Origin of the sequence: Spirillospora sp. NPDC047418, assembly GCF_040643275.1 — a bacterium.
GTDB lineage: Bacteria > Actinomycetota > Actinomycetes > Streptosporangiales > Streptosporangiaceae > Spirillospora.
The window spans coordinates 54,576-79,758 of the sequence record NZ_JBEYTW010000034.1 but is presented as its reverse complement, the minus strand read 5'-3'; the positions used below and the strand labels follow the sequence as shown (position 1 = coordinate 79,758).

The window sequence follows — 25,183 nt, the reverse complement described above, 5'->3', positions numbered from 1 at the left end:
ACAACGACGCCCTTGCCTCCGGCTCGGAGTTAGCACCACCTCTTCCTCCAGGGGACTTTCACCCCCAAGCAATCGCCCATGCTGGGCGCACCATGGGAAGGGGGCGCCCCGGACGGACCGGGGCGCCCCCTTCTGCTCGCGGTCGGGTCAGACGTTCACGCCGAAGTCGGAGGCGATGCCCGTCAGGCCCGAGGCGTAGCCCTGGCCCACCGCGCGGAACTTCCACTCGGCGCCGTTGCGGTAGAGCTCGCCGAACACCATGGCGGTCTCGGTCGAGGCGTCCTCCGACAGGTCGTAGCGGGCGATCTCGCTGTTGTCGGCCTGGTTCACCACGCGGATGAACGCGTTGCGGACCTGCCCGAAGTTCTGCTGCCGGCCGTCGGCGTCGTAGATCGACACCGGGAACACGATCTTGGCGACCTCGGCCGGGACGGTGCTGAGGCCGACCTTGATCTGCTCGTCGTCGCCCTCGCCCTCACCGGTGAGGTTGTCACCGGTGTGCTCGACCGAACCGTCGGGGCTCTTGAGGTTGTTGAAGAACACGAAGTGCTGGTCCGACAGCACCTTGTTCTCCGCCGAGACCAGCAGGGCGCTGGCGTCCAGGTCGAAGTCGGTCCCGGTGGTGGTCCGCACGTCCCAGCCCAGACCGACCACGACGGCGGTCAGTCCGGGAGCCTCCTTGGTCAGCGAGACGTTGCCGCCCTTGCTCAGACTGACTCCCACTGTTGTCTACCTCCGTATCGGGCTGCGGGTGACGTCCACCCGCGATCGGTCTGTCTTACGAGAACGGTAGCCATCCCTCGCCGGTTCCCCCCGGTCCTTGGCGAATTCGCGGCGTGGCGTGCTGTTTCGTCCGGTCCCGAGCGTAGGGGACGCGGTCACGGCCCGGTAAGCCCGGTGAGGAACGCGGTGGGGGCGGTGACGGGGGCGGGCAGGTCGAACGCGGCGGCCAGGTCCGCCGCGTGCGGCGCGAGTTCGTCGCAGGTCCGGCGCCGCGCCGCCCACACCTGGTCGAGGATGCCGGGCGGGGCGACGCCCTCGTTGAGCAGGTCGGGGGCGCGGCGCTCCAGGATGTTGAGAGCGTGCAGCCGCAGGACGGCCCCGGTCCCGGCGGGCGCGGTCGCGGCGGCGGCGCAGATCTCCAGGACGATCCGGTCGGCGCACGCGCCGGCGGTGCGGGCGGCCAGGACGAGGTTCGCGTTCCAGGCGGTGAAGGCGTCGCCGCCGTCGCCCAGCGCGGCCTCGACCCGGCCGGCGAGCCGGTCGCGCATGCGGCGTTCGGCGTCGCGGGCCAGGTGGAGCCAGACGCGCGGGGAGTCCAGGTCGCCGCCGTCGGGCGGGCCCGCGCCCGGGTCGGGCGGGGCGTAGCGGTCCAGGTCGGCCATGGCGCGGGCGGTGTCGTAGAGGATCAGCTCGTTGTCGCCGCCGGCGTTCTGGTAGGCGTGCGCGAGGCCGCGGTAGGCGTTGAGGCGCTCGACGGCGGCGAAGCCGGGCGCGCCGCTGTGCACCCGGCACGCCGACACCGTCTCCTGCGCCTGGGCGGTCGCGGCGGCCTTCAGCAGGGCCAGGTCCCGGTCGACGGCCGACCACGGCGCCCAGGCGGTGTCGGGGCCGCCCTCGCCGCCGTCGCCGGGGCCCTGCGGGGCGGCGGGGCGGGGCGCGGTGGCGTGCGCGGCGACGGCGGTGAGCGCGTACGCGGCGGCCAGCGCGCCCAGCACGGCCTCCTGCTGGTTGCGGTAGTCGGTCAGGGGGCGGCGGGGCGCGAGCCGGCCGAGGGTGGTGCGGCCCGCCGAGTGCGCCAGCAGCATGCCCGCCGACGCGCGGGTGATCGCGGCGGAGGCGGAGATGACGGCGCGCCAGACCGGCGGGGCGACGCCCATCGAGCGGGTGAGCCGGGCGCCCGGCGACCCTGCCGGGTCGTGGAACCGGCCGTCCGCGTCGATGCGGGCGCCGTCGCGCAGCCAGGCCCCGTGGGGGACGTGGACGCCGTCGAGCAGGACGGCGGCGTAGTCGATCTGCAGCCCGGTCGTCTCCGGTGCCGCGATGATCCGCACGCCCGGCGGGACGGTGCCGTCGGGGCGGCGCAGCGGGACCGCGAACACGAACACCCCGCGCTCCTGCCCGCCGTGGACGAGGGTGGCGTAGACGGCGGCGGTCTTGGCGATGGCGGGGTGGGCGGTGTTGGTGGGGAACTTGGCGGCCTGCGGGTCGGGGGTGGTGAGGACGAATCCGCCGGTGGCGGGGTCGTGGCGGGCGATGGTGCGGGGCGACAGGTGGCTGTTGCTGCGCCCGACCTCGGTCATCAGCAGGGTCCCGGCGGCGTCCATCGACTCCAGCGAGTCCCTGGCCTGCGCGGCGCCGTCCTGGTCGGCGCCGAACGCCAGGATGGGGCCGAGCGCGAGGGTGTAGTGCAGCAGCATGACGTGGAACAGGGCGGGGTCGGCGATCGCGGCGCGGTCCAGCAGCGCGCACAGTGCCGGGGGGTCGGCGAGCAGTTCGGCGGCGGGCGGCGCGGCCAGTCCGGCGTGGCGCAGCCGCGCGTAGGTGAGGGCCTGGTGCTCGCGGGCGGTGAGGCCGGCGGGATAGGTGAAGAACTCCTCGGGGACGGCCTCCTCCAGCCGGGCGCGCGTCTTGGCGTCCATCACCGCTCCCCTCCCCCGGGGGCCGGTGCGGGCGCCGCGCCGGGGTCAGGGCCGGGGTCGGGGCCGGGGGCGACGCCGGGTGCGGCCTTGCCGGTGCGGCCGTGGCGGGGCCGGTCGCGCAGCGGCGCCAGGGTCCGGGCGCCGGGGACGGCGAGCCGGGCGCACTGGCACAGCGCGTCGCCGGGGCCGGCCTCGGTGAACACGGTGGCGCCGGCGGCGTGCACGGCGCGCAGGGCGGCGGGCAGCCGGACGGGTTTGACGATGCAGTCGGCCATGGCGCGGTGCAGGTCGTCGCCGTCGCGGTAGGCGCGGCCGCGGACCGGGGAGTGCACGGGCAGTTCCAGGGGCCGCTGGGGAAGGTGGCGGATCATCGCGTACCACTCGTCGTCGGCGCCGGCCATCGCGGGGTGGTGCGACAGGTAGGGGACGGCGAGGCGCACGGCCCGTACCCCGCCGGCCTTGGCGGCGTCCACGACCGCCTCCAGGGGGCCGTCGGGCCCGGACACGATCGTGACCGACGGCGCGTTCAGGCAGGCGACGACGACCTCGGGTGCGGCGGCGGCCTTGATGCGGGCGCGGGCGCCGTCCTCGCCGGTCTCCAGCAGGGCCATACCGCCGCCGCGGCCGCGGTCGGCCAGGACGCCGACGGCGGCGACGGCCATCCGGGCGCCGTCGGTGACGGTGAACGCGCCGGCGCTGACGAGTGCGGCGATCTCGCCGAAGCTCTGCCCGACGGCGAAGGCGGGGTGGACGCCGGCGGCGCGCAGGGCGCGGTCGACGGCGACGGAGGCGGCGTAGGCGCACAGCTGGGCGACGCCGGGGGTGCGGGACGCGGCCCGGTACCCGGTGGGGTCCTCCAGCAGGACCGCGCGCAGGGACGGCCATCCGGTGGCGGGCAGGCCCTCCTGGACGGCGTCCAGGACGTCGGCGACGGCACGGGCGGCGCCCGGGCCGGTCGCGGCGAGGGCGGGCAGGTCGGGGACTCCGGCCGAGCCGGTTCCGGGGAACAGGAAGGCGCAGAGGTCGCCGGGTTCGAGTGCTCCTGCGGGGTCGAATGCGGTGGACGGCACGCGGGGTCTCCTTACCTGGAAGGAAGGCTGACTTTCCCATTTGGGGATAAAGGCCGCTTAATACTCAGATATGGACCATAGGCCGTGAAATGGGATTATTCACTTGTGCAGTGGGTCTGACAACCGCTTGTGGTGCGAGGGGGAAACGAGCATGGCGATGAGCGAGGACACCGGATGGGCGATCCGCGGGACCGGCTCCTGCCTGCCCGACCGGTGCGTGCCCAGCGACGAGCTGTCCCGCTCGCTGGGCCTGGACCCGTCGTGGATCGAGGACCGCACCGGCATCCGCCGCCGGCATCTGGCCGCGCCCGGGCAGGCCGCCTCCGACCTGGCCGCCGCGGCCGCCGCCCGGGCCCTGGACGCCGCCGGGCTGGACGCCGCCGACATCGGCCTGCTCGTCCTCGGCACCTCCACGCCCGACCTGATCGCCCCGTCCACCGCCTGCCGCGTCCAGGCCCTGCTCGGCGCCCGCCGCGCCGCCGCGTTCGACGTCGCCGCCGCCTGCACCGGGTACGTGTTCGGGCTGCAGGCCGCGCTCGGCTGGCTGGCCGCCCAGCGCGCCGCCGGCCGCCCCGGCGGCGGGCGCCCCGCGCAGTACGCGCTGGTCGTCGGCGTCGAGGTGTACTCCCGGTTCCTCGACCCCGCCGACCGCGGCACCGTCGCGGTGTTCGGGGACGGCGCCGCCGCCACCGTCATCGGGCCCGTCCCGGCCCCCTACGGGATCGGGCCGGTCACGCTCGGGTCCGACGGCTCGGGCACCGACGACGTGCTCATCCCCGCGGGCGGCAGCCGCACGCCCGCCACCGCCGAGACCCTCGCCGGGCTCGGCCACACCATCCACATGGACGGCCGTGCCGTCCGCGGCTTCATCGAGCACATCTTCCCCCGGCTGGTCGCCGAGGCCACCGAGGCCGCCGGCGTCAAGCCCGCCGACCTGGCCCTGGTCGTCCCGCACCAGCCCAACCCGCGGCTGGTCGCCGCGCTGGCCGCCGGCGCGGGCCTGGACCCGGCGCAGCTGGCGATCGTCGGGCACGAGGTCGGCAACATCGGCGCCGCCAGCATCCCGCACGCCCTGGACCGGGCCGTCCGCGAGGGCCGCCTGCACGGCGGCGACCTGGTGCTGCTCGCCGGATTCGGCGCGGGCGTCACCTGGGGCCACACCCTCATCACCTGGCCGCCCGGCTGACCCGCCCCGGCCCCGCTCAGGCGGGGCGGGCTGCGGACCCGGCGGCGAACTCGGCGGCGACCGCGGCCGTGGACCGCACGAACGCCGCCAGCACCGGCGACCGCGACGCCTCCGGCCAGGCCAGCACCAGCGTGGACGGCGCCGCGTCCGGCACCGGGACCGCGGCCAGGTCGTCGCGCAGCAGCCCCCGCATCGACGCCGGCAGCACCGCCACCGCCCGGCCGAGCGCGATCAGCTGCATCAGCTGCCCGCCGTCGCCGATCCGCGGCGCGGCGCCCAGCGCGTGCCCGTACCGGGCGGGCGGCACGTCGTCGCCGTCCAGGTCCGCCAGCGTCAGCTCCTTGCGGCCCGCCAGCCGGTGGCCGCGCGGCAGGACGGCGACCTGCGGCTCCTCCAGCAGCTCCTGGACGGCCAGGCCGGTGACGTCCTGCCGCGGCGTGTACAGCAGGGCGGCGTCGGCGCGGCCCTCGCGCAGCGCCCGGTCGGCGCCGTGGCCGAGCAGCATCTCCACCGGAACCGCGCCCGGGACGCGCTCGTAGGCGGCCAGGATCGCCGGGAGCAGCCCGCCGCCGTCCCCGCCGGGCTTCAGCGCCAGGACCAGCCGGGGCCCGGCGCCGCCGGCGCGGCGGGTGCGGCGGACGGCGGCCGCGACGGCCTCCAGCGCGGCGGCGCCCTCGGCCAGCAGCGTCTCCCCCGCCGGGGTGAGCACCACCCGGCGGGAGGTGCGCTCCAGCAGGGTCACGCCGAGGCGCCGCTCCAGCCGGCCGATGGCCCGCGACAGCGGCGGCTGCGCGATGCCGAGCCGCTCGGCGGCGCGGCCGAAGTGCAGTTCCCGCGCGACCGCGAGGAAGTAGGTGAGCTCACGCGTTTCCACCACGTCCATACCTCCAGGGTATTGATCCCGGGGCGATCGGTGTTGGATCCGGCGGCGCCCGCGGTGGTGGGCTGGAGCCATGGACGACACCACCGACACCACCGCCAACGACAGCGGGAAGACCGCCCTGGTGACCGGGGCGAACAAGGGCATCGGGCTCGCCATCGCGCGGGGGCTGGCCGGGCGCGGCATGACCGTGCTGCTCGGCGCCCGCGACCCGGGGCGCGGCGAGAAGGCCGCGGCGCGGCTGCGGGACGACGGCCTCGACGTCCGCGCGGTGGCGCTGGACGTCACCGACCCGGCGTCGGCCGGGGCCGCGGCCGGGCGCGCCGCCGCCGAGACCGGGCGGCTGGACGTGCTGGTCAACAACGCCGGCATCTCCGGCGGCCCGCTCCACCTGCCCGACGAGGCCGACCTGGACGTCGTGCGGCGCGTGTTCGACACCAACCTGTTCGGCGTGTACCGGGTGACCAACGCGGTGCTGCCGCTGCTGCGGGAGGCGCCGGCGGGGCGGATCGTCAACATCTCCAGCGGCACGTCCTCGATGACCGCGATGACCGACCGCGGCCACTACTTCTGGAACACCGCCGCGTCCGCCGCCTACCCGGCGTCCAAGGCGGCGCTGAACATGCTGACGGTCCAGTACGCCAAGCGGCTACGCGACACCGCGATCAAGGTCAACGCCGCCGCGCCCGGCGCCTGCGCCACCGACTTCACCGCCGAGTTCACCCGCGCCACCGGCCGGACCACCGACCGGACCGCCGAGCAGGGCGCGGCCATCGCGATCCGGCTGGCCACCCTGGACGGAGACGGGCCCACCGGCGGCTTCTTCGACGACGACGGCCCCGTCCCCTGGTAGCCGGTCCCCTGCCAGCCGGTCACCGGGCAGCCGGTCACCAGGGCGACAGGACCAGGGCCTGGACGGCGAAGGCGGTCGCGGCCTGCGCGGCGAGCCAGCCGCGCGCCGGGGGGCGGTGCAGCGCGGCGGCGGCGACCGCCCACGCGGCGAACGGCACCCAGATCCGCTCGACCTCGCCCCTGGTCACGCCGGAGGCGTCCAGGGCCAGCACGCCAACCAGCGCCGCCGCCGCCAGGGACGCCACCGCCGCCGGCGGGGACACCGCCCGCGCCCGGGCGGCGCGGCGCAGGGCCCGCACCGCGCGGGGCAGGGCGCGGGCGGTCGCCGGGCCGGTCAGCAGACCCAGCACGGCCAGGTTCGCCGGCAGGAAGTAGGCGTAGGAGCGCTGCGCCGACCCGCGGCTGACCAGGTAGGTGTCGAGGGTGGCGGCGACGCCGTCCGGCCACCAGAACCCCAGCAGGGTGAACGCGGCGGGCACGGCGGCCAGGCCCGCGGCCAGGGCCGCGAGCACCGCGGCCGGGGGGCGGGTCAGCAGCAGCACCGCCAGCGGCACCGCGAACAGCGGCAGCAGCCCGTAGCTCAGGTAGGGCAGGCAGCCCAGCAGCAGCCCGCCCGCCCCGGCCAGCACCACGCCCCCCGCACCGCCCCCCGCGGTGGCCCCCGCACCGCCGGACGCACCGCGGGGCGCAGCGCCCCCTGCAGCGCCCCGCGCGGTGGCGCCTGCGCCTGTGCCTGCGGCGGTGCGGCGGGCCGCCAGGGCGAGCAGCGCCGTCCCCCACGCGCCCACGGCCAGGAAGAACGCGTCCATCGCGGTCGCGATCCACACCGCCAGCGGCGCCAGCACCAGGAACGGCAGCGCCGCGCGCGCCGCCCGCTCCCCCGCCGCGCAGCGGACCGTGACGGCGATCGCGGCGGCGGCGGACGCGCCCGCCGCGATGATGAGCGCGGCCGCCCAGCCGGTGCCGCCGAGCCCGGCCCTCTCCAGCGCCCACAGCAGCAGCGTCGGCAGCGGCGGGTGCCCCCGCACGTGGGTGGTGTAGCCGCCGAGCCGGTCGGTGAAGGTCCGCAGCCACTCCAGCGGGTCGGGGCGGACCTGCGCCAGGCCCGCCGGGTACTCGGTGGGCGCGTCCAGCGGCGCGGCGAGCGCGTCCCAGCCGTCGCCGGCCGCCAGCGCCACCGTCCACGCGGCCGAGCCCGCCCACGCCAGCGGCGGCAGCGCCCGCCACGGCAGCCGCGCCGCGAGCGCGGGCAGCGCCGCGACGGCCGCCGCCGCCAGCACCGCCGCGGGCAGCATCTCCCAGGTCAGCGGCCGTGCCCGGGCCCGCGCGTGCAGCGGGGGCAGCCGGTCCTCGGTCGCCAGGCCGGCGCGCCGCAGGTACCAGCCCGCCGCGAACGCCGCCGCGATCCCGGCCGCCCACACCGCGACCGCCGCCCACCCGGGCGCGCGGCGGGTCCGCCGCGCCGCGTCCGCCGGTGCCCGCTCGCGCGCCAGGGTCACCGCGACCGCCCCTTCCGGCGGCCCGCCAGCGCGGACGCGGCGGCCGCCGCGGCGGCGAGCACGGCGATGGCCGCCAGGACGATCGCGAGGTTGCGGCCGTAGGGCAGCGGCAGCCGGGACGGCTCGTCGGCGCGGCGCCCGTACCCGAGGACGAGCGGCAGCGCGACCGCGGTGACGCACGCGGCGGTGACGAGCGCGGCCCGCACGGTGCGCCGGAACCGGCCGGGGAGCCGCCCGGTGGCCAGGCCCGCGGCCAGGACCAGCGGGACCAGGACGGCGTCGTGCAGGACCGCCGCCCCGGCGAACCACGCCGCCCACCGGCCGACCGGGACGTCGGCGGCGATGCCGCGCAGCCCGAGCCCGATGAGCGCCAGGCCCGCCGCGTAGCCCAGGACGCGGGCGGTCACGTCACCACCAGCCGGTGCACCCATTTGGTCTGCATGACCCCGGGCCGGTTCGGTGCGATCAGCCGGCAGGGGCGGCCGTGGTCGAGGGCGAGGGGCGCGCCGTTCATGCCGAGGGCCAGCAGGGTCAGCGGGTCGTGCCAGTGCGGCGGGTCGACCCGCGAGGCGCGGTAGCGGCCGCCGCGTTCCAGCGACTCCACCCGGACCCGCGCGCCGCGGCCGGCGCCGCCGGCGTCGACGCCGGCCAGGCGCAGGACGTCCCGCAGCCGCACGCCGTGCCAGTCGGCCTCCACGCTCCAGCCCTCCACGCAGGAGATCGGCAGCCGGACGGTGTGCTGGGGCAGGGCGCGCAGGTCGGCCAGGGACAGGGTGACCTCGCGGGCGACGCGGCCGGTCACGGTGAGCCGCCAGCCGGGGTCCAGGGCCGCCGCGGTGACGCCGGTCGCGGCGGCCGACTTGTTGACCGGGACGTCCTGCGGCCCGGTGCCGGGGCGGCGGGGCGCCAGCACCGCGAGCCGCGCCAGCGGCGTGGCCGCCTCCCCCGCCGTGGTGAGGGCGACGGCGCCGCTCGCGGCGGCGACGGTGAGCAGGAACCCGCGGCGGCCCACCGCGTCCTGCGGGCGGGTCATCACGGCCCGGCGCGCCTTGGCGCCCTCGTTGGCGACGTGGACGACCAGCGCCCCGGCGAGGATGTAGGCCGTCCAGTAGTGCGCGGTGGTGAAGAAGAACCGGAACGGGTACCAGTAGGCGATGTTCAGCACGCCGGTGACGAACTGGAACAGTGCCGCGCCGACCAGCACGAACACCAGCAGCCGCTGCACGGCGTGGCCGATCGAGCGGACCGGCGGCCACTGCCACAGCTTCGGGTAGACCGTCCAGAGCTTGGCCAGCAGCAGCGGCACCGTCGCCAGGCCGCCGATGACGTGGACGCCCTGGGTGACCCGGTACAGGTTCACCGGGCGCGACGGCCACCGCATCCACCCGGCCGGCTGCTGCATGAAGTGGGACACCAGCCCGGTCCCGAACGAGACGAGGAGGGCGGCGCCGAGCGCGACGCCGAGCAGGGACGCGGTCCGCTCGTCGTGGAGCCGGCTGGTGAACCGCCCCGGCAGCGTCGTGAGGAGCCTCGGCGGTTTCGGGAGCGCCGCTTTCAGGGGCGCAGGGCGACGAACCACCGGCCGGCCTCCTCCCACAGTTCGGTGACGGTCGCGGCGCAGGACGCGGCGATCCCGGCGGCGGCGTCGGCGGACACGTGCGCCCAGGTGAACCATTCGCCGACCGCGGGCCCCGACCGCAGCCGCAGCGGTTCGGCGCCGGCGCCGGTCCCGGGCGGGTCGACCTCGGCCAGGACGCGGCCGCCGGGGCCCAGCAGCGCCAGGACGCGGCGCAGCAGGGCGGCGGGGTCGCCGCCGATGCCGATGTTGCCGTCGGCGAGCAGCACGGTCCGCCAGCGGCCGGTGCCGGGGACGCGGCCGAACACGTCCCGGCACAGGGCGGGCCCGCCGGCGGCGGTCGTCAGCGCGACCGCGGCGGGCGCCAGGTCGATGCCGAGGACGGGCAGGCCGCGGCGGGCGAGCGCCACGGTGAGGCGCCCGGGGCCCGACCCGACGTCCAGGGTGGCGCCCCGGCAGCGGTCCAGCAGGCCGCCGTCGCCGGGCCGGGCCGCCAGCCAGTCCTGCAGGGGCAGCGGGCGGCGGCGGCCGTCGGCGTGCTCGATCTCGACGGGGCCGCGGCCCCGCAGCGCCTCCTCGTACAGTTCGCCGATCATGCCGGGACGGTCCCGGCGCGCAGGCCGCGCAGCACGGCGGCGAACCGCCCGCCCGCGGCGAGGCCGGCGACGGCGCCGGCGTCGGCGGGGGTGTCGACGTCGGTGAGCCGCGGCGCGAACCCGGTGCGCAGCCCGGCGGCGCGCAGCCGCGCCAGCAGCACCGTGCCGGTGCAGGCCCGCGACATCGGGACGCCGCGCAGCAGCCGCGCGTCGGGGCGGCGCAGCCCGAGCAGCCAGAACCCGCCGTCGCGGGCGGGCCCGACCACCGCGTCGCAGCGGTCCAGGACGCGGGCGGCGCGGGTGAGCAGCGCGGGGGTGACCTGCGGGGTGTCCATCCCGATGAGGACCAGGGGGCGGCCGGCCCAGGCGTCGTCGAACGCGGCGGCCAGCCGCTCGTCCAGCCCGGCGCCGCGCTGGGCGAGGACGGTGAACCCGCCGGGCAGCCACGGGCCGGGCGCGCCGTCGAGCGCGAGGACCCGGCGCCCGGCCGGGGCGGCGGCGGCCGCGGTGAGGGTGTCGCGCAGCGACGCCTCGGCGAGCGCGGCGGCCTCAGCCGGGGTGTAGGCGGGGGTCAGCCGGGTCTTGACCCGCCCCGGGACGGGCTCCTTGGCGATCACGATCAGGTCGGCGGGGTTCACCGGGCGGCCTCCGCCAGGACGCGGCGCATGTCGCGGACGGCGCGGACCGTCCCGCCCAGGGTGCCGGTGACCTTGGAGGTGCCGGTGCGGGGCCGGTAGGCGACGTCGATCTCGCCGATCCGCCAGCCGGCGCGGGCGGCGCGCAGCACCATCTCCAGCGGGTAGCCGAACCGGCGGTCGCGCAGGCCGAGGGCGAGCAGGTCGGCGCGGCGGGCGGCGCGCATGGGGCCGAGGTCGTGCAGGCGGGTGCCGGCGCGGCGGTTCAGCGACCGGGCCAGGACGGCGTTGCCGAGGCGGGCGTGCGGCGGCCAGGCGCCGCGCCCGGCGGGCCGCCGCCGCCCCAGCACCAGCCCGGGGCCCGGCGGCGGCCCGCCGTCCGGCGCCGCGCCCGCGAGGCGGGCGAGCGCGGCGGTGAGGCGGGGCAGTTCGGCGGGGTCGAGGGAGGCGTCGGCGTCCATGACGCACACGACGTCGGTGCGGGCGGCCAGCAGCCCGGCGTGGCAGGCGGCGCCGAAGCCGCGGTCGGCGGCCGGGACGACGCGGGCGCCGTGCCGGGCGGCGACGGCCGCGGAGCCGTCGGTGGAGGCGTTGTCGACCACCAGGGGCCGGAACCCGGCCGGCATCCGGTCCAGCACCCAGGGCAGCGCCTCGGCCTCGTTGAGGCACGGGAGAACGACATCGATCACGGATCCGACGCTACTTTCGGTGACGGGGATACGACCCTTACGAACTGGTGACGGGGGTCCGGGCGAACTCGGCCATGCCGTCGGCGAACGCCACCGCAGGGGAGAACCCCAGTTCGCGGCGGGCCCGGTCGGGGCGGGCGACGATGTGGCGGACGTCGCCGAGCCGGTAGCCGCCGGTGACGCGGGGTGCGGGGCCGCCGGCGGCCGCGGCGAGCGCGCCCGCCACCGCGCCGATGGTGCGGGGCTCGCCGCTGGCGATGTTGTAGGCGCGCAGCCCGCCCGGTCCGTCCGGGCCTTCCGGTCCGGGAGATCCGGGCGGTCCGGCCGCGATCCGCTCCAGCGCGAGCACGTTGGCGCGGGCGACGTCGCGGACGTGGACGAAGTCGCGGCGCTGCCCGCCGTCCTCGAACACCAGCGGCGCCTCGCCGTTCAGCAGCCGGGACCGGAAGATCGCCGCGACGCCCGCGTAGGGGGTGTCGCGCGGCATCCGCGGCCCGTAGACGTTGTGGTAGCGCAGCGCGGCGGCCGATCCGCCGGTCGCGCGCGCCCAGGAGGCGGCCAGGTGCTCCTGGGCGAGTTTGGTGTCGGCGTAGACGTTTCGGGGGGCGGGCGCGGCGTCCTCGGCGACCGTGCCGGGGGTGAGGGGCCGCCCGCAGGCGGGGCAGCCGGGTTCGAACCGGCCGGACGCCAGGGCCCGCTCGGGGCGGGGCCCCGGCCGGACGGGCCCGTGCCGGTCGCAGGTGTAGGCGCCCTCCCCGTACACCGTCATCGAGGACGCCAGCACGAGGGCGGCGACGCCGGCGCGGGCCATCTCCGCCAGCAGCACGGCGGTGCCCTGCACGTTCGCCGACGTGTAGTCGGGCAGGTCGCCGATGTCCACGCCGAGGCCGACCTTGGCGGCCTGGTGGCAGACGGCGTCGACGCCGGCCAGCCGCGCGGCGACCGCGGCGGGGTCGCGGACGTCGGCGGGCGGGCCGCCGAGCCCGTCGGGCCGCGCGTCCAGGCCGCGGACGCGGTGCCCGGCGGCGGTCAGCGCCGCGGCGATGTGCGAGCCGATGAATCCGGCCGACCCGGTGAGCAGTACGTTCATGGCGACGAAGGTAGGCCGCGCGGCGCGCCGCGGTCGGCGTGCCGGGCCCGCGGACGGCACCTTGTTCGAACCTTGTAAGAACTTCGCCCCGCGGCTTACGCGGCGGTGAGGGGGGCGAGCAGCCCGACGGCCTTGTCGACGTCGGCCTCGGTGGTGGTGAGGTGGAACGCGCAGCGCAGCCGCCCGGCGCGGACGGAGGCGATCACCCCGGCGCGGCGCAGCACGGCGTCGGTGCCGCCGGGGACGGTGACCGCCACGATCGCCGAGTCGCCGGGCGGCAGGCCGAGCCCGGCGCGGAACCGGCGGGCCAGCGCCACGTCGTGGTCGTGGATCGCCGGGACCCCGACCCGTTCGAGCAGTTCCAGGGCGGGGGCGTGCCCGGCCCAGCTCTGCCAGGCCGGGGACAGGTCCAGCCGGCGCGCGCCGGCGGCCAGCCGCAGCGGCAGCCCGTAGACCGAGTCCCAGATGTCGGCGCCGGCGTACCAGCCGGCGGCGAGGGCGGGCAGCGCGTCCAGCGCCTCGGCGGTGCCGGTGAGGAAGCAGGTGCCGCGCGGGCCGAGCAGCCACTTGTAGCCGCCGGCGACGAGCCAGTCGACGCGGGCGGCGGGCAGCGGCAGCCATCCGGCGGCCTGGGTGGCGTCCAGCAGGATCCGGGCGCCGTGCGCGCGGGCCGCGCCGATCAGGTCGTCCATGGGGGCGATGCGGCCGTCGGCGGACTGCACCGCCGACACCGCGACGACGCCGGTCGCGGCGCGGACCTCGGCGGCGATCCGTTCCAGCGGCACCGACCGGACGGTCAGCTGCGGGCGGGCCGCGAAGGGGAACAGCAGGGAGGTGAAGTCGCCGTCGGCGACCAGGACCTCGGTGCCGGCGGGCAGCGACGCCGCGACGAGCCCGGCGAAGTAGGACACCTGCGGGCCGCACGCGACCCGGTCGGCGGGGACGCCGAGCAGCCTCGCGAACGCCTCCCGCGACCGGGTGACGGACTCGTCCAGGTCGGTGGGGGCCATCAGCCCGGCTGCGCGGTCGCGTTCGGCGGTGAGCATCGCCTCGTGGGCGGTGCGCGGCGGCAGCCCGTAGGTGGCGGTGTTGAGGTAGGCGACGTCGGCGCCGAACTCGCGCTGCGCGGCCGCGATGGAAAGGCTCATGCCCTGATCGTCGCCCCTCCCCCTCCCATAGCACAAAGTACGGTTTCCTTGGCGTCCCATAAGTGCGGTTGATACGTTGCGGGGATGCTGGACCTGCACCGGGGCCGGATCCTGCGGGAGGTGGCCCGGCTCGGCTCGATGACCGCGGCCGCGCGGGCGCTGAACTACACCCAGCCGGCGGTGTCGCACCACATCGCGCGGCTGGAGGCCGAGGTCGGCACGCCGCTGGTGGTGCGGCACGGCCGCGGGGTGCGGCTGACCGAGGCGGGCCGGGTGCTGGTCGAGCACGTCGAGGACGTCCTGGCCCGCATGGACGACGCGCGGGAGCGGATCGCGGCGATCGCGGGGCTGCGCGCCGGGCGGGTACGGGCCGCGGTGTTCCCGACGGCGGTCGCGGGGCTGCTGCCGGACGCGCTGGCGCGGCTGGCCGAGCGGGCGCCGGGGGTGGCGGTCACGCTGGTGGACGCCGAGCCACCGCAGGCCCTGTCGCTGCTGCGCGCGGGCGACGCCGACATCGCGGTGGTGTTCCGCTACGCGCACATGCCGCCCGACACCGACGCCCGGTTCCGGGAGGTCGTGCTGGCCGAGGACCCGCTGCGGCTGCTGGTGCCCGCCGGGCACCCGCTGGCCGCGGCGGCCCGGCCGCGGCTGGCGGACCTGGCCGGGCAGCGGTGGGCGTCGGGCTGCGCCCGGTGCCGCGACCATCTGCGGTGGGCGTGCGAGCGGGCCGGGTTCGTCCCCGACATCGCCTTCGCCACCGAGGACCACGTCGCGGTCCAGCGGCTGGTCGCGCGGGGCCTGGCCGTCACGACGCTGCCGGCGCTGGCGCTGGGCCTGCACACCGAGCCGGGCGTCGCCGTCCCCGACGTGCCCGCCGTCGGGAGCCGCAGCATCAGCGCGGTCGTCGCGGCGGGGCCGCGCCCGCCCGCGGTGGCGGCCCTGCTGGAGGAGCTCGCCGCCGTCGCCGCGCAGGTGTCTACGGCGCCGACAGGTGCCGGTGCAGGCCGGTGAGGCGGCCGGCGGCGGCGCGGACGGCCTCGGCCAGGCCGGGCAGCCGGTCGTCGCCGAACCGCACCGCCGGGCCCTGCAGCGCGACCGCCGCGAACACCCGGCCGCCGCCGTCGCGGACCGGCGCGGCCACCGCGCGGACCCCGACCAGGCGCTCCTCGTCGTTGAGCGCGTAGCCGCGGTCGCGGACGCGCCGCAGGTCGTCCTCCAGCCCGCCGAGGGTGGTGAGGGTCGCGGGGGTGTAGCGGTGGAACGGCTCGTCCATCGCGACCGGGTCGCCGCCGTAGGCCAGCAGCACCTTGCCCATCGCGCAGGTGTGGATCGGGTTGCGGTCGCCGGGCGGCTGGTCGTAGCGCAGCGGATGCGCCGACGGCAGGTGCAGCAGGATCGCGACCTCGTCGCCGGCGCGCACGCCGAGGCTGACCGACTCGCCGGTGCCGTCGCGCAGCGCGGTCAGCTCCGGCTGCAGCAGCGTGGCGCCCATCCGCTCCAGCGCGAGCCGCCCGAGGATCGCGGTGGTGGGGCCGAGGAAGTACCGCTCGGTCGCCGGGTCCTGCGCCAGCATCCCGGTGGCCTGCAGGGCGTGCACGATGCGGTGCGCGGTGCTGACCGACAGCCCGAGCCGGTGCGCGATCTCGGTGGGGGTCTGCCTGCCGGCGTCCTCGAAGGACCGCAGTACCGCCACCGACCGGTCCACGGTCTGCGTTCCCGGCCTGGGCCGGGGGCCCCCTTCCGTGCGCTCCCGCGTCCGCGCGCCGGGGACGGCGCCGATGTCGTCCGTCACGGCTCCCATCCTCCCACCGCGCCCACCCGCCGCCCGCCCGGGGGCGTGCGCAGGCGGGCGGACGCCCTCCCAGTCCCCGCTGCGCGAGACCCCCGGCCCACGATCCGCAGAACGCGAGGGGCCCCCGCCGCCGCCCCGGCGAGCGCAACCGCGGTGCGGCCGCGCGGCGGCCCGCCCGTGCGGGGTGCTCTAGCCCTGGCGCAGGCACACGCAGAACGGGTGCCCGGCCGGATCGGCCAGGACCCGCCAGCGGCCCTCGCCGGGCTGGAACCCCGGCCGGGTGCCGCCGAGTTCGGCGACACGGGCCTCGGCCTTGTCCAGGTCGTCGACGTACAGGTCGAGGTGGAACTGCTGGGGGCGGTCCCCTTCGGGCCACGTCGGCGCCCGGTGCCCGGCGACGCCCTGGAAGTAGACGTCCAGGCCGCCCGGCAGTCTGACGGCGGCGGCCTCGGCGGTGTCGTAGGTGACCTCGCCGCCGGTGAGCGCCGCGTAGAACGCCGCGAGGGCGGGCGGCTCCGGGCAGTCGATGGTGACGGCGGCGAGCTCCGCGATACCGGACATGTGCGACTCCTTCATTTCGGGAACGCATCCCACACTTCCAGGAGAAGCTGACACCTCCTGTCAGGTACCGCGCGCGGATACCGCCGAGGCGGGCGGGGCTGCCGGTTCTGGGGTGGGTTAGTCGTCGGCTGCGAGGCGGGCGGGGAAGCCGCCGGTGGCGATCGGGCCCCACCGGTCGATCGCGACGCGGATCAGTGATTTGCCCTGGCGGCGCATCGCCTCGCGGTACTCGTCCCAGTCGGGGTGCTCCCCGGCGATGCACCGGTAGTAGCCGACGAGCGCGTCGGCGGCGTCGGGCATGTCGATGACCTCGGCGGTCCCGTCGACCTGGACGTAGGGGCCGTTGAAGTCGTCCGACAGCACGCACAGCGACACGCGCGGGTCGCGGCGGGCGTTGCGGGCCTTGGCGCGTTCGGGGTAGGTGGCGACGACGATGCGGCCCCGGTCGTCGACGCCGCAGGTCACGGGCGACATCTGGGGGCGCCCGTCGGCGCGGGCGGTGGACAGCAGGGCGTGGTGGCGGGGCCGCAGGAAGTCCAGCAGTTCGGGGCGGCCGACGCGGTCGGCGGTGGCGATCGAAGGAGCCATGGTCCCCACCCTAGGGAACCGGGCGCCGATGATTTCGGCGTCGCCGCGCGGTCTGCACCGGGAGAGCTCGCGGGAGTCCGCGAGGGTCCAGGCGGAACAGGAGGACGGCGATGACCGACCGTGAGCCCGTGGAGGCCCGCAACCTCGACATCTACGGCAGCCCCGAGCTGGCGTGGGACGGCGTCCGGGACGCGCTGGTGGCGGCGCTGCCGAAGATGGAGACGGCGGCGTTCCTGGGGACCGTCCGCCCGGACGGGCGCCCGCACTCGGCGGGCATCGGCCCGCTGTGGCGGAACGGGGAGATCTTCTTCGTCAGCGGGCCGGGCACCCGCAAGTCCCGCAACCTGGCGGCGAACCCGGCGTGCACGCTGTCGGTCCGCACGCCGAGCGGCGACGTCGTCCTGGAGGGGACGGCCGAGCGCGTCACCGACCCGGACGTCCTGGAGCCGGTCGCCGCCGCCTACCGGGAGGGCGGCTGGCCCGCGCGGGTCGAGGGCGACGCCTTCACCGCGCCCTTCAGCGCGCAGAGCGCGGGCCCGCCGCCCTGGCACCTGTACCGGTTCGCCTTCCACGCGGTGGTGGCGCTGAGCACGGTCGAGCCCTACGGCGCGGCCCGGTGGCGCTTCGCGCCCTGAGCACCGGCCGCGGCCCGCCGGTCCCGCCGGGCGGTCAGCCGCTGAGCAGGGCGAACAGGCCGGCGCAGGTGAGCGCGACCATGACCGCGGCGACCGGGAGCTGCCCGCGCAGGGTCCGGCCGGGGCCGCGCAGGGCGAGGTCGTGCGCGGCGGCGGTGCCGGCGATGTGGCCGAGGACGATGGCGTTGACCTGGACCTGCGCGGTGAGCGTCGGCCCGGCCAGGCCGTAGTCGATCCGGTTGCCGGTGGAGCCGAGCAGGTCCGCGCCGGTCCCGAACGGGTCGCTGGCCAGGATGAACGTGGTCTGCCCCTCCAGGACGAAGAACGAGAAGTAGTGGGCGAGGGTGTAGCCGAGCGCGATCGGCAGGAGCGTCGCGGCGAACCGCCCGGGGAGCGCGGCCGGGTCCTGGCCGGTCAGCCGCGCGCTGAGCCGCAGCGCCGCGGTGTACAGGACGGTGACGGCGCCGATCGCGGCGGCGAGCCCGAGGGTCCCGGCGGCGACGCTCGCGGGGTCGACGCTGTCGCGCCAGTAGGTGGTGCGGGTGACGCCGTCGAACCCGGTGGAGCCGATGAGCACGCACGCGGCCGCGGTGAGGCCGGGTTCGGGCACGCCGGCCGCCAGGCCGGTGAGCGGGGTGCGCGCGACCAGTGTCCCGTCGCCGCGCCGCCCGAGGGGGCACAGCCGGGCCAGCAGGCTGGAGTAGGCCTCGAACCCGTCGCCGCGGGTGAACCAGCCGGCGCCGAACCACCAGGCCAGCGCCGTGTTCACGGCCGCGTAGGCGAGGATGAGCGTCCCGACGGCGCGCGGGTCGGACCGGCCGGGCGCGACCAGTTCCAGCCACACGAACCCGGTGAGCCAGGCCGCCGCCGGCCAGTACCCGAGCCGTCCGGGCAGGGTGCGGCGCCCCGCCGGGGAGGTGCGGGTGACGCGGCAGAGGGCGGCGTGCAGGGTCCGCAGGGGGTTGACGCGCCGCCACACCGGCCCGAGCAGGACACTGGCGGGGACGAGCCCGACCCAGAACGTCACGAACAGCGCCCACGGCGCGAGGTTGGCGTCCGCGCCGGGCGGCCCGGCGAACGCCACGGCGACGACGAACGCGGTCGCGGCCAGGGCGAGGGCGCGGCCGGTGAGGGTGAGTGCGGGCGCGTCCAGGACGCGGGCGAGCGCGGCGGGCAGGGGCCGTCCGGCGCCCAGGTGCAGGCGGGGCCGTCTCCACGCGGCCGTCAGCGCGGCGAACGAGGCGGCCACCGCGATGCCGCCGCCGGCGATGGCGGCGACGGCGTCCAGCGGCAGGTCGGTGCGGCCGCCGAGCCCGTGCGCCAGGACCTGCGCGCCGCCGCCGGCGGTGGTCATGGCGGTGGTCATGTCAGCCGACCTGCAGCTCGAGCACGCGGGCGCCGGAGTGGTGCAGCTCGGCCTCGAACACGCCCGGCGTCGCGGCGGTGAACCGCAGCGTCGCGGGACGCCCCGGGGTGATCGCCAGCTCGCGGTCGTAGCCGTGCAGGTGGAACTCGTCGGCGGTGTCGCCGGTGACGGTGATCTCGACGACGGCGCCGCGCGGGACCTTCACCCGCCGGTGCGCGGTGCGGACCTTCCCGCCGGACACGGTCACCGCGACCCGGACGACCTGCGCCCCGGACTCGGACGCGGACTCGGACGCTGAGGGGGACGGCGCGGCGGACGGCGCGGCCGGGCCCGGGGCGGCGGGCGGTCCGGCGGGCGGGGGCTCCCCGCAGCCCGCCGCCGTCAGCGTCACGGCGGCCGCGGCCGCCCCGGCGATGATCCGCGATCTCATGGCGTCCCTCTCGTCCCGGTGTCCCACACCACAGATTGTGACACTAGACAATGACACATTAGAAGATGACATACTCCACGACGTGGGGCGGTGTTCGCCCCGTTCTGTTCTGGTTCCTGCGGCAAGGAGGCACCGGTGGTGAAGCACCTCACGGGCACGGGCACGGGCGCCGCGGCGAGTGCCGTGGCGGAGGCCGTCCTGCGGCCGGCCGCGGGGGCGCCGGCCAGACCGGCGGGCGGCGCGGCCCTCGACCAGATCCTCATCGCCTCGACCGGCGCCGCCGCGCTGACGGCGGTGCTGCTGGTCCTCGGGTGGGGGCACCGCACCGGCCGCATCACCGCCCTGTCCCGGCTGGCGCGGCTGGCCGAGCGCGGCCCCGGCCGCGGCACGCCGGGATGGGCGGTGCTGCCGCTGATGGTCGCGATGGTGTCGCTGCTCGTCGCGCTCCTCGGCATGTACTGGGACATCTCCCTGCACATCTCGCACGGCCGCGACGAGGGCCCCCTCGCCAACGTCGCGCACTACCCGATCCTGGTCGGGCTGTTCGGCATCTTCACCGCCGGCGTGCTGGCCGTGGTGCTGCCCAAGGGCGAGCGGCCCGGCGCGGCGTCGGTGCGGATCACCCGGGACTGGTACGCGCCCGCCGGCGGCGTCCTGCTGGCCGGCGCCGGGTTCTACGCGCTGCTCGGCTTCCCCCTCGACGACGTCTGGCACCGCATCTTCGGGCAGGACGTGACGCTGTGGGGACCGACGCACCTGATGCTGATCGGCGGGGCCGGGCTGTCGCTGGTGGCGATGATGATCCTGGAGCGGGAGGGCCGCCGCGCCCGCCCGGACGCCGATCGGCCGCCCGGCTGGATCCGCTACGCGCGCCGCTGCATGCTCGGCGGCGGGCTGCTGATCGGCCTGTCGGTGTTCCAGGCCGAGTACGACTTCGGGGTGCCGCAGTTCCGGCTCGTCCACCAGCCGCTGCTGATCGCCCTCGCCGCGGGCTGCGCGCTGGTCGCGGTGCGGTTGTGGGCCGGGCGCGGCGCCGCGCTGGCGGCCGTCGCGTTCTACATGCTGGTGCGCGGCGGGGTGTCGATCGCGGTCGCCGGGGTGATCGGCGAGCTGTGGGCGGCGGTGCCGCTGTACGCCGCCGAGGCGGTCTGCGTGGAGATCGCGGCGCTGGCGCTGGCGCGGCGGCCGCTGGCGGCGGGCGCGGTGTCGGGGCTGCTGATCGGGACGGCCGGGTTCGGCGCCGAGTACTCCTACGGGCAGGCGGCGTTCCGGCTGCCGTGGACGCCCGACGTCCTCACCGAGGGCGTCTTGATGGCGGTGACCGGCGGCGTCGCGGGCGGGCTGTGCGGGGCACTGCTCGCCGAGGGCCTGGCGGGCCGGCTGCCGCGGCCGGCGGTGGCGCGCGGGGTCTTCGCGGGGGCGATCCTGGCGGTGTCGGCGGCGGTCGCCAACGGCCTGGTCGTCGACGTCCCGGCGGGCCGGACCGCGACGGTGACGCTCACCGACGTCCGCGGCGACGCCGCGCACCGCACCGCCGGCGCCCGCATCGCCTTCTCCCCCGCCGGCGCCGTCGACGGGCCGGCGTGGGTGACGGTGACCGGCTGGCAGGGCAAGGGCCTGCACGTCGACCGCCTGGTGAAGGAACGCGACGGCGTCTACCGGACGAGCGCGCCGATGCCGCTGCACGGCGACTGGAAGACGCTGATCCGCGTCCACGACGGGCGGACCCTCGCCGGCGTCCCGGTCTACCTGCCCGCCGACCCCGCGATCGGCGCCGGGGAGCTGCCCGCCCCGGCGGAGTTCACCCGCGACGTGCAGGGCGAGCGGTCGATCCTGCAGCGGGAGCTGAAGGACGACGTGCCGGGCTGGCTGTGGGCGGTGTGCTCGGCGGTGGTGCTGGCCTGCACGCTCGCGCTGGTGATCGCGCTCGGCTGGGGCGTCGCGCGGATCGCCCGCCGGCTGCCGGACGAGGCCGCCCCGTGACCGCCGGCGGGGTCCTGGCGACCCACCCGATCATCTCCGCGGTCCCGTTCTTCGTGCCGACGTTCGTCGTCGTCGCGGTGATCGCCGTGGTGATCTGGCGGGACCGCCGCCGCGGCGACGACGCCCCCGATGACGCCCCCGAAGAGGAGCGGGACGGGGCGCCGGACGGGGCGCCGGGCGGCCGGCCGCAGGAACCGGGATCGGGACCGGGATCGTAGACTCTGCCGTCATGAGCGACCGGCCCTCCCCCGTCCCGTACCTGTCGGAGCTGTTCTCCCTGCGGGGCCGCGTCGCGGTCGTGACCGGCGGCAGCTCCGGGATCGGCCGGGCTATCGCGTTGGCGCTGGCCCGGTCGGGCGCGTCCGTCGTGGTGGTCGCGCGGCGGGAGGCGGAGCTGGCCTCCACCGTGACCGAACTGGAAGGGCACGGGTGCCGGGCGGCGTCGGTCAGCGCCGATCTCGGGTCGCGGGACGCGGTCGCCAAGGCCGCCGACGAGGCCGCGGCGGCGTTCGGGGAGCCCGACATCGTGGTCAGCGCCGCGGCGGTCAACCTGCGCCCGCCGATGGACGACCTCGGCGCCGACGTGTGGGACACCACGATGGCGGTGAACCTGGACGCCCCGTTCCTGCTCGGGCAGCGGTTCGGCCCCGGGATGGCCGGGCGCGGCTTCGGCCGGCTGATCCACATCGCCTCGCAGCAGGCGTTCCGCGCGTCGGTGACCAGCGGCGCCTACGGGGTGTCCAAGGCGGGCCTGGTGGCGCTGGCCAGGTCGCAGGCCGAGGCGTGGTCGCCGCGCGGCGTCACCGCCAACACCCTCGTTCCGGGGTTCGTGATGACGCCGCTGAACGAGCGGCTGTCGTCGGACCCGGGGAGGGTCGAGGCGCTCGCCGCCCGCACCATGATCGGCCGCAACGGCCTGGCGGACGACTTCGCGGGCGCGGCGGTGTTCCTGGCGTCGGCGGCGTCGGCCTACGTCACCGGCCAGTCGATCTTCGTGGACGGCGGCTTCTCCGCCCACTGAGCCCACTGACGCCCCCGCCACCGACACTCCCGGTACGCCCCCCGCTAGTCCCAGAGGCCGGTCGCCGCGACGGCGGCGGCCGGGCCGGCGGCGTGGACGATCCCGCCGGCGGGCCGCCCGTCCTGGTCGTGGACGCGCCATCCGCCGACCTGCACGACGGGGATCCGCCCGCCGCGCATGGCCAGCGCGATCTCCGACAGCGTCCCCCAGGACCCGCCGACGGCGATGAGCGCGTCGGCGGCGTTGACCAGGACGTTGTTGCGGGCCTGCCCGAGCCCGGTGGAGACCGCGACGGTGAGGTCGGGCCCGGCGGCGGCGCGGTCGGCGGCGGGCAGCACCCCGACCGTGGTGCCGCCGGCGGAGCGGGCCCCGGCCGCCGCGGCGGCCATCACGCCGCCGAGCCCCCCGCACAGCACGACGGCGCCGCGCCCGGCGAGCAGCCGCCCGGTCTCGTAGGCCAGGTCCCATTCCCGCTCGGTGCACTCGCCGGGCCCGCACACCGCCACCTGGACGGCCACGGCGCCCCTACCCGGCGCCGTGCCGGGCCGCGATCTCGTCGATCCTGGCGGCGAGGTCGAAGTCCTTGGCGGTGATGCCGCCGGCGCTGTGGGTGGACAGCGTGAACGTCAGCGTCCGCCATCGGATGTCGATGTCGGGATGGTGGTCGGCGTCCTCGGCGGCGCGGGCGACGTCGGTGACGACGTCGATCCCGGCCATGAACGAGGGCGCCTTCACCTGCCTGCGGATCGCGTCGCCGTCGCGGTCCCAGGCGGGCAGCCCGCCCAGGCGTGCGGTGACGGCGTCGTCGTCGAGCGTGCCGGCCATCTGCTCACTCCCCTGCCGATCGGCGCTGGTGTCGTCGTTCCCATGTCCTTCCCACTCCATCACGCCGGTCACCCGGTGCCGAGGTCGTACAGGACGGCACCGCCGACGGTGGTGGCGGTGTAGTTCGCGGTGACCCATGTGCTGATCCTCTGGGCGGCGTCGCTGCCGCTCTGCGCGCGCATCGCCATGCCGCCGCCGCGTCCCGCCCCGATGAAGTAGTGGATCCTCCCTTGGCGGACGAGGCTCTGGAACCCGGCGAGGGTCGGCGCGGGGTCGGTGCCGTTGAACCCGCCGACGGCCATGACCGGCTCGCCGGCGGCGAGCTGGTACCCGGCGGCGGTGTTGGACCCGACGGCCGCCGCGACCCAGGTGTAGGAGCCGGCGTCCTGCCGCAGCGCGGCGGTGACGGCCGCGCCGGGGGCGGCGGCGTCCAGCAGCCCGCCGGGCCCGCCGCCCGGCCCGCCGGGCCCCGCGCCCCGGCGCCCGGGGCCGCCGCCCTGCCCGAACCTCTGCCCGGGTCCCTGGCCCCGGGGCGGCGGGGCGGCGGCCGGCCCCCGGTTCCAGCCGCCCTGCCCGTCCTGCCCGCCGCGTCCGGGGCGTCCGCCCGGCCCGGACCCGCCCGGCACGGCGGGCCCGGCGGTGACGATGGCGCCGGTGTGCGGCGTCCGGACGGTCTCGGCCGCGTACGCGGCGGGCCCCGCGAGCCCGGACAGGACCGCCAGCGCGGCGACCCCGGCCAGGGCGCGGCCGGGCAGCAGCCGCCCGGCCGCCAGCCCGGCCGCCGCGGCCAGCCCGGCGGCGGCGACCGCGGGCGCGAGCCACGGATGCCAGTCCGGTGACCGCCCCAGCAGCACGTACGCCCACAGCGCGGTGACGGCGACGGCCGCCGACAGGACCGCGGCGGCCCCGGCGGTGCGGCGGCGCTCCCACAGCAGCGCGGCGCCCGTGCCGGTGAGCGCGGCGATCGCGGGGGCCAGCGCGACGGTGTAGTACTCGTGGAAGATCCCCTGCATGAGGCTGAAGATCGCGGCGGTGAGCAGCAGCCACCCGCCCCACACCGCAAGCGCGGCGCGGGCGGGGTCGGTGCGGGGCGCGCGGCGCGTCGCCCACAGCCCGGCGGCGAGGAGGATCAGCGCGGCGGGCAGCAGCCAGGAGATCTGGCCGCCGATGACGGGCCCGAACATGCGGGCCCAGCCGGCGTCCTGGTCGAGGTTGCCGAGGCCGCCGGTCTCCTCGCCGTTCAGGCGTCCGATCCCGTTGTAGCCGAGCGCCAGTTCCAGGACCGAATCATGCTGCGACCCGCCGATGTAGGGCCGGGAGGAGGCGGGCACGAGCGCGACCGCGGCGACCCACCATCCGGCCGACACCAGCAGCGCTCCCCCGGCCGCCGCCAGCTGCCACAGGCGCCGCCGGACCGGCGTGGGCGCGGCGGCCAGGTAGACCAGCGCGAACACCGGGACGACCAGGAAGGCCTGCAGCATCTTGGCCAGGAACCCGGTGCCGGCGCACGCGGCGGCGAACAGCAGCCAGCGGGTGCTCGCCGTCTCCTGCGCCCGGATCGTCCCGTACGCGGCGAGGGTCAGCAGCAGCACCAGCAGCGCGTCGGGGTTGTTGAACCGGAACATCAGCGCGGCGACGGGTGTCAGCGCGAGCGCGGCCCCGGCCAGCAGCGCCGCCCACGCGGGGAACCGGCGCCGGACCGCGGCGTGCAGGGCGCCGACGGTCGCGACGCCCAGCAGCGCCTGCGGGGCCAGGATGCTCCAGGCGTTGACGCCGAAGACGCGGGCGGTCAGCGCCATCGGCCACAGCGCGGCCGGGGTCTTGTCGACGGTGATGGCGTTCGCGGCGTCGGAGGAGCCGAAGAAGAACGCCTTCCAGCTGGTGGCGCCGGCCTGGACGGCGGCGGAGTAGAACGCGTTGGCCCAGCCGGACGCGCCCAGCCCCCACAGGTACAGGACGGCGGTCGCGGCGAGCAGGGCCGCCAGCGCCGGCCGGGCCCACGCCGGGTCGGCGGCGGGGCCGCGCAGGAGCCGGCGCGGGAGCCGGCGCGGGAGGCCGCCCCATCCGCGCGGCGTGCGGGATGCGGGCGGGGCGGCCTGGGTCGTGGAGGTCATCTGGA

General features: G+C 77.5%; 27 protein-coding genes. 7 read left to right on the top strand and 20 right to left on the bottom strand.

What is annotated here, in order from left to right; all coding sequences use genetic code 11:
• Nucleotides 1–147: 147 nt before the first annotated feature.
• The 3 genes from ABZ806_RS22135 to ABZ806_RS22125 all read right to left on the bottom strand — a co-directional run bounded on the left by ABZ806_RS22135 (nt 148) and on the right by ABZ806_RS22125 (nt 3,712).
• Complete coding sequence (locus tag ABZ806_RS22135; protein ID WP_500219241.1) at nt 148–723, bottom strand: TerD family protein; 576 nt, start codon at nt 721–723, stop codon at nt 148–150.
• Between the two features lie 155 nt (nt 724–878).
• Nucleotides 879–2,642: an acyl-CoA dehydrogenase family protein gene (locus tag ABZ806_RS22130; RefSeq protein ID WP_500219240.1), complete on the bottom strand. Its 1,764-nt coding sequence runs from the start codon at nt 2,640–2,642 to the stop codon at nt 879–881.
• Nucleotides 2,642–3,712 (bottom strand): ACP S-malonyltransferase, encoded by a 1,071-nt coding sequence (locus ABZ806_RS22125; RefSeq protein WP_500219239.1) that lies wholly within the window; start codon nt 3,710–3,712, stop codon nt 2,642–2,644. The genes ABZ806_RS22130 and ABZ806_RS22125 overlap by 1 nt, the downstream gene beginning before the upstream one ends.
• A 157-nt stretch (nt 3,713–3,869) precedes the next feature.
• Here ABZ806_RS22125 and ABZ806_RS22120 point away from each other — a divergent pair, with 157 nt between their 5' ends.
• Nucleotides 3,870–4,898 carry a 3-oxoacyl-ACP synthase III family protein gene (locus ABZ806_RS22120; protein ID WP_500219238.1) on the top strand — a complete coding sequence of 343 codons (1,029 nt, stop codon included), beginning with the start codon at nt 3,870–3,872 and terminating at the stop codon, nt 4,896–4,898.
• 16 nt (nt 4,899–4,914) lie between these two features.
• Here ABZ806_RS22120 and ABZ806_RS22115 read toward each other — a convergent pair whose 3' ends face one another.
• Nucleotides 4,915–5,781 (bottom strand): LysR family transcriptional regulator, encoded by an 867-nt coding sequence (locus ABZ806_RS22115; protein ID WP_500219237.1) that lies wholly within the window; start codon nt 5,779–5,781, stop codon nt 4,915–4,917.
• Nucleotides 5,782–5,851: 70 nt separating this feature from the next.
• On the opposite strand from ABZ806_RS22115, the gene ABZ806_RS22110 reads away from it, so the two are divergent.
• The gene (locus ABZ806_RS22110; protein WP_500219236.1) at nt 5,852–6,631 is read left to right on the top strand and encodes an SDR family oxidoreductase; all 780 of its coding nucleotides are present in this window, start codon (nt 5,852–5,854) and stop codon (nt 6,629–6,631) included.
• Between the two features lie 34 nt (nt 6,632–6,665).
• Here ABZ806_RS22110 and ABZ806_RS22105 read toward each other — a convergent pair whose 3' ends face one another.
• From ABZ806_RS22105 to ABZ806_RS22070, 8 genes are all read right to left on the bottom strand, one after another.
• On the bottom strand, nt 6,666–8,129 hold the full coding sequence (locus tag ABZ806_RS22105) for a hypothetical protein (protein ID WP_500219235.1): 1,464 nt from the start codon (nt 8,127–8,129) through the stop codon (nt 6,666–6,668).
• Entirely contained in the window at nt 8,126–8,536 is a 411-nt protein-coding gene (locus tag ABZ806_RS22100) for a hypothetical protein (RefSeq protein WP_500219234.1), read from the bottom strand. The genes ABZ806_RS22105 and ABZ806_RS22100 overlap by 4 nt, the downstream gene beginning before the upstream one ends.
• Nucleotides 8,533–9,708 carry a molybdopterin-dependent oxidoreductase gene (locus tag ABZ806_RS22095; protein ID WP_500219233.1) on the bottom strand — a complete coding sequence of 392 codons (1,176 nt, stop codon included), beginning with the start codon at nt 9,706–9,708 and terminating at the stop codon, nt 8,533–8,535. Before ABZ806_RS22095 ends, ABZ806_RS22100 begins: the two co-directional genes overlap by 4 nt.
• Nucleotides 9,684–10,301 carry a class I SAM-dependent methyltransferase gene (locus tag ABZ806_RS22090; protein ID WP_500219232.1) on the bottom strand — a complete coding sequence of 206 codons (618 nt, stop codon included), beginning with the start codon at nt 10,299–10,301 and terminating at the stop codon, nt 9,684–9,686. The genes ABZ806_RS22095 and ABZ806_RS22090 overlap by 25 nt, the downstream gene beginning before the upstream one ends.
• Nucleotides 10,298–10,939, bottom strand: a complete 642-nt coding sequence (locus ABZ806_RS22085; protein ID WP_500219231.1) for a TIGR04282 family arsenosugar biosynthesis glycosyltransferase — start codon at nt 10,937–10,939, stop codon at nt 10,298–10,300. The genes ABZ806_RS22090 and ABZ806_RS22085 overlap by 4 nt, the downstream gene beginning before the upstream one ends.
• Nucleotides 10,936–11,625 carry a glycosyltransferase family 2 protein gene (locus tag ABZ806_RS22080; protein ID WP_500219230.1) on the bottom strand — a complete coding sequence of 230 codons (690 nt, stop codon included), beginning with the start codon at nt 11,623–11,625 and terminating at the stop codon, nt 10,936–10,938. The genes ABZ806_RS22085 and ABZ806_RS22080 overlap by 4 nt, the downstream gene beginning before the upstream one ends.
• A 37-nt stretch (nt 11,626–11,662) precedes the next feature.
• A complete protein-coding gene (locus ABZ806_RS22075; protein ID WP_500219229.1) occupies nt 11,663–12,715 on the bottom strand; it encodes an NAD-dependent epimerase/dehydratase family protein in 1,053 nt (350 codons plus the stop codon).
• A 95-nt stretch (nt 12,716–12,810) separates the two neighbouring features.
• Nucleotides 12,811–13,863, bottom strand: coding sequence for an aminotransferase class V-fold PLP-dependent enzyme (locus ABZ806_RS22070; protein WP_500219228.1), 1,053 nt, complete (start codon nt 13,861–13,863; stop codon nt 12,811–12,813).
• 84 nt (nt 13,864–13,947) lie between these two features.
• On the opposite strand from ABZ806_RS22070, the gene ABZ806_RS22065 reads away from it, so the two are divergent.
• Nucleotides 13,948–14,874 (top strand): LysR family transcriptional regulator, encoded by a 927-nt coding sequence (locus ABZ806_RS22065; RefSeq protein WP_500219227.1) that lies wholly within the window; start codon nt 13,948–13,950, stop codon nt 14,872–14,874.
• On the opposite strand, the gene ABZ806_RS22060 is transcribed toward ABZ806_RS22065, so the two are convergent.
• The 3 genes from ABZ806_RS22060 to ABZ806_RS22050 all read right to left on the bottom strand — a co-directional run bounded on the left by ABZ806_RS22060 (nt 14,840) and on the right by ABZ806_RS22050 (nt 16,804).
• A complete protein-coding gene (locus ABZ806_RS22060) occupies nt 14,840–15,655 on the bottom strand; it encodes an IclR family transcriptional regulator (RefSeq protein ID WP_500219226.1) in 816 nt (271 codons plus the stop codon). The genes ABZ806_RS22065 and ABZ806_RS22060 overlap by 35 nt on opposite strands.
• Nucleotides 15,656–15,844: 189 nt before the next feature.
• A complete protein-coding gene (locus ABZ806_RS22055; protein WP_500219225.1) occupies nt 15,845–16,216 on the bottom strand; it encodes a VOC family protein in 372 nt (123 codons plus the stop codon).
• 117 nt (nt 16,217–16,333) lie between these two features.
• Nucleotides 16,334–16,804 carry a PPOX class F420-dependent oxidoreductase gene (locus ABZ806_RS22050; protein ID WP_500219224.1) on the bottom strand — a complete coding sequence of 157 codons (471 nt, stop codon included), beginning with the start codon at nt 16,802–16,804 and terminating at the stop codon, nt 16,334–16,336.
• 110 nt (nt 16,805–16,914) lie between these two features.
• Here ABZ806_RS22050 and ABZ806_RS22045 point away from each other — a divergent pair, with 110 nt between their 5' ends.
• Nucleotides 16,915–17,439, top strand: a complete 525-nt coding sequence (locus ABZ806_RS22045) for a pyridoxamine 5'-phosphate oxidase family protein (protein ID WP_500219223.1) — start codon at nt 16,915–16,917, stop codon at nt 17,437–17,439.
• Nucleotides 17,440–17,473: 34 nt separating this feature from the next.
• On the opposite strand, the gene ABZ806_RS22040 is transcribed toward ABZ806_RS22045, so the two are convergent.
• Both ABZ806_RS22040 and ABZ806_RS22035 read right to left on the bottom strand, forming a co-directional pair.
• Complete coding sequence (locus tag ABZ806_RS22040; protein WP_500219222.1) at nt 17,474–18,805, bottom strand: hypothetical protein; 1,332 nt, start codon at nt 18,803–18,805, stop codon at nt 17,474–17,476.
• A 1-nt stretch (nt 18,806) separates the two neighbouring features.
• Nucleotides 18,807–19,235 carry a cupredoxin domain-containing protein gene (locus ABZ806_RS22035; RefSeq protein ID WP_500219221.1) on the bottom strand — a complete coding sequence of 143 codons (429 nt, stop codon included), beginning with the start codon at nt 19,233–19,235 and terminating at the stop codon, nt 18,807–18,809.
• A 135-nt stretch (nt 19,236–19,370) separates the two neighbouring features.
• On the opposite strand from ABZ806_RS22035, the gene ABZ806_RS22030 reads away from it, so the two are divergent.
• Genes ABZ806_RS22030 through ABZ806_RS22020 form a run of 3 tightly spaced genes read left to right on the top strand, consistent with a single transcriptional unit; the run spans nt 19,371 to nt 22,239 of the window.
• The gene (locus tag ABZ806_RS22030; RefSeq protein WP_500219220.1) at nt 19,371–21,218 is read left to right on the top strand and encodes a hypothetical protein; all 1,848 of its coding nucleotides are present in this window, start codon (nt 19,371–19,373) and stop codon (nt 21,216–21,218) included.
• Nucleotides 21,215–21,436 (top strand): hypothetical protein, encoded by a 222-nt coding sequence (locus ABZ806_RS22025; RefSeq protein ID WP_500219219.1) that lies wholly within the window; start codon nt 21,215–21,217, stop codon nt 21,434–21,436. Before ABZ806_RS22030 ends, ABZ806_RS22025 begins: the two co-directional genes overlap by 4 nt.
• Nucleotides 21,437–21,447: 11 nt before the next feature.
• Nucleotides 21,448–22,239, top strand: a complete 792-nt coding sequence (locus ABZ806_RS22020; protein WP_500219218.1) for an SDR family NAD(P)-dependent oxidoreductase — start codon at nt 21,448–21,450, stop codon at nt 22,237–22,239.
• Nucleotides 22,240–22,283: 44 nt separating this feature from the next.
• Here the strand turns inward: ABZ806_RS22020 and ABZ806_RS22015 are convergent, their stop codons facing one another.
• The 3 genes from ABZ806_RS22015 to ABZ806_RS22005 all read right to left on the bottom strand — a co-directional run bounded on the left by ABZ806_RS22015 (nt 22,284) and on the right by ABZ806_RS22005 (nt 25,178).
• The gene (locus tag ABZ806_RS22015) at nt 22,284–22,757 is read right to left on the bottom strand and encodes a TIGR00725 family protein (RefSeq protein WP_500219217.1); all 474 of its coding nucleotides are present in this window, start codon (nt 22,755–22,757) and stop codon (nt 22,284–22,286) included.
• Between the two features lie 7 nt (nt 22,758–22,764).
• Nucleotides 22,765–23,064 (bottom strand): 4a-hydroxytetrahydrobiopterin dehydratase, encoded by a 300-nt coding sequence (locus ABZ806_RS22010; RefSeq protein ID WP_500219216.1) that lies wholly within the window; start codon nt 23,062–23,064, stop codon nt 22,765–22,767.
• 68 nt (nt 23,065–23,132) lie between these two features.
• The gene (locus ABZ806_RS22005; RefSeq protein WP_500219215.1) at nt 23,133–25,178 is read right to left on the bottom strand and encodes an ArnT family glycosyltransferase; all 2,046 of its coding nucleotides are present in this window, start codon (nt 25,176–25,178) and stop codon (nt 23,133–23,135) included.
• Nucleotides 25,179–25,183 lie beyond the last annotated feature (5 nt).

Bases quoted from the DNA above. Each gene is read 5' to 3' on its own strand.
- ABZ806_RS22050 (WP_500219224.1), bottom strand. From the start codon at position 16,804: ATGGCTCCTTCGATCGCCACCGCCGACCGCGTCGGCCGCCCCGAACTG.
- ABZ806_RS22110 (WP_500219236.1), top strand. From the start codon at position 5,852: ATGGACGACACCACCGACACCACCGCCAACGACAGCGGGAAGACCGCC.
- ABZ806_RS22055 (WP_500219225.1), bottom strand. From the start codon at position 16,216: ATGTCCGGTATCGCGGAGCTCGCCGCCGTCACCATCGACTGCCCGGAG.
- ABZ806_RS22115 (WP_500219237.1), bottom strand. From the start codon at position 5,781: ATGGACGTGGTGGAAACGCGTGAGCTCACCTACTTCCTCGCGGTCGCG.
- ABZ806_RS22020 (WP_500219218.1), top strand. From the start codon at position 21,448: ATGAGCGACCGGCCCTCCCCCGTCCCGTACCTGTCGGAGCTGTTCTCC.
- ABZ806_RS22075 (WP_500219229.1), bottom strand. From the start codon at position 12,715: ATGAACGTACTGCTCACCGGGTCGGCCGGATTCATCGGCTCGCACATC.
- ABZ806_RS22040 (WP_500219222.1), bottom strand. From the start codon at position 18,805: ATGACCACCGCCATGACCACCGCCGGCGGCGGCGCGCAGGTCCTGGCG.
- ABZ806_RS22005 (WP_500219215.1), bottom strand. From the start codon at position 25,178: ATGACCTCCACGACCCAGGCCGCCCCGCCCGCATCCCGCACGCCGCGC.
- ABZ806_RS22120 (WP_500219238.1), top strand. From the start codon at position 3,870: ATGAGCGAGGACACCGGATGGGCGATCCGCGGGACCGGCTCCTGCCTG.
- ABZ806_RS22070 (WP_500219228.1), bottom strand. From the start codon at position 13,863: ATGAGCCTTTCCATCGCGGCCGCGCAGCGCGAGTTCGGCGCCGACGTC.
- ABZ806_RS22045 (WP_500219223.1), top strand. From the start codon at position 16,915: ATGACCGACCGTGAGCCCGTGGAGGCCCGCAACCTCGACATCTACGGC.
- ABZ806_RS22035 (WP_500219221.1), bottom strand. From the start codon at position 19,235: ATGAGATCGCGGATCATCGCCGGGGCGGCCGCGGCCGCCGTGACGCTG.
- ABZ806_RS22090 (WP_500219232.1), bottom strand. From the start codon at position 10,301: ATGATCGGCGAACTGTACGAGGAGGCGCTGCGGGGCCGCGGCCCCGTC.
- ABZ806_RS22065 (WP_500219227.1), top strand. From the start codon at position 13,948: ATGCTGGACCTGCACCGGGGCCGGATCCTGCGGGAGGTGGCCCGGCTC.
- ABZ806_RS22010 (WP_500219216.1), bottom strand. From the start codon at position 23,064: ATGGCCGGCACGCTCGACGACGACGCCGTCACCGCACGCCTGGGCGGG.
- ABZ806_RS22130 (WP_500219240.1), bottom strand. From the start codon at position 2,642: ATGGACGCCAAGACGCGCGCCCGGCTGGAGGAGGCCGTCCCCGAGGAG.